The organism is Sphingosinicella sp. (assembly GCF_052388015.1).
Taxonomy (GTDB): Bacteria; Pseudomonadota; Alphaproteobacteria; order Sphingomonadales; family Sphingomonadaceae; genus Allosphingosinicella.
Window position 1 is genome coordinate 1 of sequence record NZ_JBQTIN010000082.1, and the last position, 4,943, is coordinate 4,943.

Here is a 4,943-nt window from a genome sequence, read left to right on the forward strand (position 1 = left end):
GCCGCCTATGCGCGGTTCGAGATCGACGCCGGGCGCTGGCCGCGAACCGCCGGCTGGGTCGCGCGCGCGCTCGGCCATGACTGCATCGATCGCTTCTACAAGTTCGAGAAGGCGCAGATGTCGACCAATCCGGCCGGCCGGCGCCAGGCGCTGCTCGATGCCGGGGCGCCGCTCACGGCAGAGAGCGTCGGCACGCGCGAGCCCCAGCGCGGGATGATGAGGCTATAACTGCTTAGCCCTCTCCCTTGAGGGAGAGGGTTGGGTGAGGGTGTCGGACCTTGGAGATTATTCTCGACCGCCGAACCCCCTCACCCCATCCCTCTCCCCGCCGGGGAGAGGGGGCATATTGAGCCTCTGTGTGCTAGTCGAAGGGCCGGTCGATCGAGGGCGGCGGGGTCGAGAACCAGCGCGGCCCTTCGGTGGTCATATAGAAACAATCCTCCAGCCGGATACCGAACTGGCCGGGGATGTAGATGCCGGGCTCGTTCGAGAAGCACATGCCGGCGGCGAGCGGCGTCGTCTCGCCATGGACGAGGTTGACCGGCTCGTGCCCGTCCATGCCGATGCCGTGGCCGGTGCGGTGCGGTGTTCCGGGCAGGCGGTAGCCCGGGCCGTAGCCCCAGCGCTCATATTGGGCGCGCACCGCGTCGTCGACGCTGCCCGCCGGCCGGCCGATCTGGGCGGCGCGCATGGCGATCCGCTGGCCCTCATGGACCTGCTCCCAGACCCGGCGCTGGGCCGCGGTCGGCGCGCCGAAGACGAAGGTGCGCGAGATGTCCGACGCATAGCCTTCGACGTTGCAGCCGCTGTCGAGCAGCACGACCTCGCCTTCGCGCACCGCCTGCGGCTGGCCGGAGCCGTGCGGATAGGCGCTCGCCTCGCCGAGCAGGATCAGCCCGCCGGCGCCGCGCCCGCCCAGAGCGGTCGCCGCGGCGACGTACATCGCCTCGATCTGCGCCGGATTCATCCCCGCCCGGATGCGCGGCGCGATGTGGCGATAGGCGGCGATGGTGATGTCCGACGCCTTCCGCATCAGCGCCAGCTCGTGCGCCGTCTTGATCATCCGGCAACCGCGCACGACCGGATCGGCGGGCCTGATCTCGACACTCGGCATCGCCCGCCTCAGCCCGTCGACGGCGAAATACCGCACCGTCTCCTCGATCCCGACCGGGCCGGTCGCGCGGCGGTCGCGAAGGATACCGGCCACCCGCTCGTGCGGATTCTGGTGCTCGTTCCAGATCCGGACCTCGGCCGGGACTTTGAGGCTTTCGCGGACCGACGGCTCCTCGAACTCCGGCGTGACGACGCAGGGTTCGCCCTCGCGCGGGATGACGAGCGCCGTCAGCCGCTCGCTCCGCCACCATTGGACGCCGCAGAAATAGGTCATCGACGAGCCGGGCTCTATCAGCAAAGCGGCGAGGCCATGCCGGCCCATCAGATCCCGCGCGCGGGCGATACGGGCGAGATATTCGTCGCGGCCGATCGGCACGACGTCGCCGGTCATCGGCCTGAGGCCCGTTGCCGTCTCCTGCGCGAAAGCGGCGAACGGGCCGAGGGCCGATAGCGCCGCGGCCGCCGCCCCGCCTGCCAGAACCGATCGTCTGCTGATGTTCATCGCGCGCTCCCTGGCCGACCGTGCAGCGCATGCACCGGCTTGGCAAGATCAGCGGCCCGGCGCGGGCGGCCTCATCAATGCCCGCAACAGCAACGCACCCGTGATCGGCATCGCCAGTGCCGTCGCCAGTCCCGGAAAATAGCCGCTTGTCGCCAAAGCGAGAAGCGGGTGCCAGATCGAATTGCCGATCGACGCCAGGCCAAGAAACCAGAGCAGCGTAAGCGCGGGCAGGCCGGCGCGTCCCTTGGCAAGCCGGGCCAAAGCCGCGCACCAGAGCGCGATCGCGGCCAGGTTGACGCTGACGAAAAAACCGTCCGACCAGGCGGGGAGGCCCCACAAAGCCGGCATTCGGTGCTGGAAGCCGGTGCTGAACTCTTCCGCGACATGCAGCGACTGCAAGCCGAGAGCGAGCAAAGCGGCGGGCATTGCCGCGCCTGCGTCGATCCCCCGCGCGCCGCGCCACCAGACGATGAGGAAGGCGGCCAACAGGACCGCCGACAGGAAAAGCGGCCCAGCGGCTTCGCTGGGCAATCCCATGGGCATCTTTTATCGATCCTCCTTCTTCGGCCGGCCGCGCGGGCGCTGCTCGGGCGGCGCGACCTTCACGCCGCGCCGCGCCAGAGCCTCGCGCAGCAGGACCTCGATCTGGGCGTTCACCGACCGGAAGTCGGCCGCCGCGCAGCGTTCGAGCGCCGCCCAGAGAGCGGGCTCGACGCGCAGCGGATAGGCCTTCTTTGCGTCGGGCACCCGGCCATCCCTTACTGATAGAGGGTGCCGGCGTTCACCACCGGCTGCGCCTCGCGCTCGCCGCACAGCACCACCATCAGGTTCGAGACCATCGTCGCGCGGCGCTCGTCGTCCAGCTCGACGACGCCCTTTTCGCTCAGGGAGTCGAGCGCCATCTCGACCATGCCGACCGCGCCGGCCACCAGGGTCGCGCGCGCCGCGACCACCGCCTGCGCCTGCTGCCGGCGGAGCATCGCGCCGGCGATCTCCTGTGCATAAGCGAGATGGGTCAGGCCGCATTCGTCGACAATGATGCCGGCGATCTTCAACCGCTCGATCAGCTCCAGCCGGAGCTCGGTATTCACCACCTCGTGGCTGCCGCGCAGGGTGACCTCTTCGGGATGCTCAAGATCGTCATAGACGTAGCGCGAGCCGATCGTGCGCACCGCCGCCTCGGTCTGGACGATCACGAACGCCTTGTAGTCGTCGATGTCGAACAGGGCCTGGGCCGTGTCGGTGACGCGCCAGACGACCTGCGCCGCGATCTCGATCGGATTGCCGCGCGCGTCGTTCACCTTCAGCCGCTCGGAAATCATGTTGTTGGCGCGGACCGAGACCTTCTTGCGGATCATCCAGGGCAGCACCCAGCGAAGCCCGCTCGTCCGGTCGGTGCCGCGATAGGAACCGAACAGAGTGATCGCCGCCGCCTGGTTCGGCTGCAGCATGTAGAACCCGCACAGCACGAACAGGAAGACGAAGGAGCCGCCGGCAATCCCGAGCGCCGCCATGGCGCCGCGACCCGCCGCCGCCTCGGCGATGCCCCAGCCGATCGCGACCATCGAAAGCAGCAGGACCAGCAGCATCAGATAGCCGCTCGCAGTCGCGGCCGCGCTCTCGCGGCTCACCGTCAGGCCGGCGTCGTTGGCAGTCGATTCGGTCATCATACCCTCCCAAGAATAATGATATCATATTTATATGATTTGCCGAACGCAAGCGGAATCGGGCAGCGGCGGTTGAGGACGGGGCGCGGCGCCTCTACAGGCGGCGCATGGCCGCTTCTCCACCATCATCGTCCGCGCCCTGGCGGCTCGTCATCCACGGCGGCTCGGGGCGGATGGAGCGGGGCAGGATTGCCGAGGCCGACGAGGCGGAGATTCGCGCCGCGCTCGGCCGGGCGCTGGGGGCGGGAGAAACGATCCTGGCCGGCGGCGGCACGGCGCTCGATGCGGTCGAGGCGGCGGTCAAGGTGCTGGAGGACGATCCCCATTTCAACGCCGGCCGCGGCTCGGTCTTCACCTATGAAGGCCGGATCGAGATGGACGCGGCGATCATGGACGGGCGCGACCGCAACGCCGGCGCGGTGAGCGGCGTCACCGCCACCCGCAACCCGATCAGCCTTGCCCGCGCGGTCATGGCGGACAGCCCGCACGTCTTCCTCAGCCGCGAGGGCGCGGACCGATTCTCCCGCGACGAAGGCCTGCCGCAGGAGGAACCCGGCTATTTCGAGATCGCCGAGCGCCGCCGCCAGCTCGACGAGCTGCGCGGCCGGCCCGAATCCGAGCAGTTCGACGTCCACCTCAAATATGGCACGGTCGGCGCCGTCGCCGTCGATGCCGCCGGCCATGTCGCCGCCGCGACCTCGACCGGGGGGCTGACCGGCAAGCGCTGGGGGCGGATCGGCGATTCGCCGATCATCGGCGCCGGCTGCTTCGCCGACGACCGGGCCTGCGCCGTTTCCAGCACCGGCGCGGGCGAATATTTCCTGCGCATCGGCGTCGCGCACGAGATCGCTGCGCGGATGAAATATGGCGGCGAGAGCGCGCAGGCCGCGGCCGACGCGGTGATGGCCGAGGTGAAGGCGCTCGGCGGCACCGGCGGGGTGATCGTCGTCGCGCCTGACGGCAGCGGCGCGTTCAGCTTCAACACCCCCGGAATGTATCGCGGCACGGCGTCCGCCGGGAGCCGGACGGTCGCCATCTACGGAGACGAAGGAGGAGAGCGTTGCGCTCGATGATGGCAGCAGCGCTGCTCGCGCTTGCCGTGTTGCTCCCCTCGCCGGCCGCGGCCTGGTGGCAATATGGCCATGGCACGGTGGCGCGGATCGCCTGGCTGGAGGCGAACCCGCGCACCCGGGCCGAGCTGCGCCGGCTGCTGGCCCAGTCACGGCTGCTGGAAACGCCGGCCTGCCGGGCGGGCACGATGGAGACCGCGGCCTATTGGCCCGATTGCGCGCTGACGCAGGGAGAGCGGTTCATCTACAGCCGGCCCTGGCATTATCAAAACGTCGATATCTGCCGGCCTTTCGAACTGCCGGCGGCGTGCCGCGACGGCAATTGCGTCTCGGCCCAGATCGAACGCAACGTCCGCATCCTCGCCGACCGCCGCATTCCTGTCCGCGAGCGGATCATGGCGCTGAACTTCCTGCTCCACTTCATGGGCGACCTGCACCAGCCGATGCATGCCGGCGACCATAATGACCTCGGCGGCAATCGGGTGCGTATCGCCTACGGGATCATCCCGACCAATCTGCACGCCGCCTGGGACGGCTATCTGGCCGATCGCGGCATTTCGCAGCCGGTGGGTGAGGCGGCGGGAATCCTCG

Annotated in this window: 7 protein-coding genes; 3 read left to right on the forward strand and 4 right to left on the reverse strand. The window is 69.3% G+C overall.

Features of this window, described 5'->3' with window-relative positions; translation table 11 throughout:
* A partial coding sequence (locus tag ACT4N3_RS06830; protein WP_444854460.1) for a hypothetical protein occupies positions 1–228 on the forward strand: 228 nt, incomplete at its 5' end.
* Positions 229–361: 133 nt separating this feature from the next.
* Here ACT4N3_RS06830 and ACT4N3_RS06835 read toward each other — a convergent pair.
* The 4 genes from ACT4N3_RS06835 to ACT4N3_RS06850 are packed head-to-tail and all read right to left on the reverse strand — an operon-like array spanning position 362 to position 3,285.
* Positions 362–1,615: a M24 family metallopeptidase gene (locus tag ACT4N3_RS06835; RefSeq protein WP_444854461.1), complete on the reverse strand. Its 1,254-nt coding sequence runs from the start codon at positions 1,613–1,615 to the stop codon at positions 362–364.
* 48 nt (positions 1,616–1,663) lie between these two features.
* Positions 1,664–2,152, reverse strand: coding sequence for a hypothetical protein (locus ACT4N3_RS06840; RefSeq protein ID WP_444854462.1), 489 nt, complete (start codon positions 2,150–2,152; stop codon positions 1,664–1,666).
* Positions 2,153–2,161: 9 nt separating this feature from the next.
* Positions 2,162–2,362 carry a toxin-antitoxin system HicB family antitoxin gene (locus tag ACT4N3_RS06845; protein ID WP_444854463.1) on the reverse strand — a complete coding sequence of 67 codons (201 nt, stop codon included), beginning with the start codon at positions 2,360–2,362 and terminating at the stop codon, positions 2,162–2,164.
* A gap of 11 nt (positions 2,363–2,373) precedes the next feature.
* Complete coding sequence (locus ACT4N3_RS06850) at positions 2,374–3,285, reverse strand: SPFH domain-containing protein (protein ID WP_444854464.1); 912 nt, start codon at positions 3,283–3,285, stop codon at positions 2,374–2,376.
* Between the two features lie 104 nt (positions 3,286–3,389).
* On the opposite strand from ACT4N3_RS06850, the gene ACT4N3_RS06855 reads away from it, so the two are divergent.
* Together ACT4N3_RS06855 and ACT4N3_RS06860 are read left to right on the forward strand one after the other, a co-directional pair.
* The gene (locus ACT4N3_RS06855; protein ID WP_444854465.1) at positions 3,390–4,355 is read left to right on the forward strand and encodes an isoaspartyl peptidase/L-asparaginase family protein; all 966 of its coding nucleotides are present in this window, start codon (positions 3,390–3,392) and stop codon (positions 4,353–4,355) included.
* Positions 4,352–4,943, forward strand: a 592-nt coding sequence (locus ACT4N3_RS06860; protein WP_444854466.1) for a S1/P1 nuclease, incomplete at its 3' end; no start/stop codon positions are given. The genes ACT4N3_RS06855 and ACT4N3_RS06860, both read left to right, overlap by 4 nt.

Coding starts and splice junctions, on each gene's coding strand:
- ACT4N3_RS06835 (WP_444854461.1), bottom strand. CDS start 1,615: ATGAACATCAGCAGACGATCGGTTCTGGCAGGCGGGGCGGCGGCCGCG.
- ACT4N3_RS06840 (WP_444854462.1), bottom strand. CDS start 2,152: ATGGGATTGCCCAGCGAAGCCGCTGGGCCGCTTTTCCTGTCGGCGGTC.
- ACT4N3_RS06850 (WP_444854464.1), bottom strand. CDS start 3,285: ATGATGACCGAATCGACTGCCAACGACGCCGGCCTGACGGTGAGCCGC.
- ACT4N3_RS06855 (WP_444854465.1), top strand. CDS start 3,390: ATGGCCGCTTCTCCACCATCATCGTCCGCGCCCTGGCGGCTCGTCATC.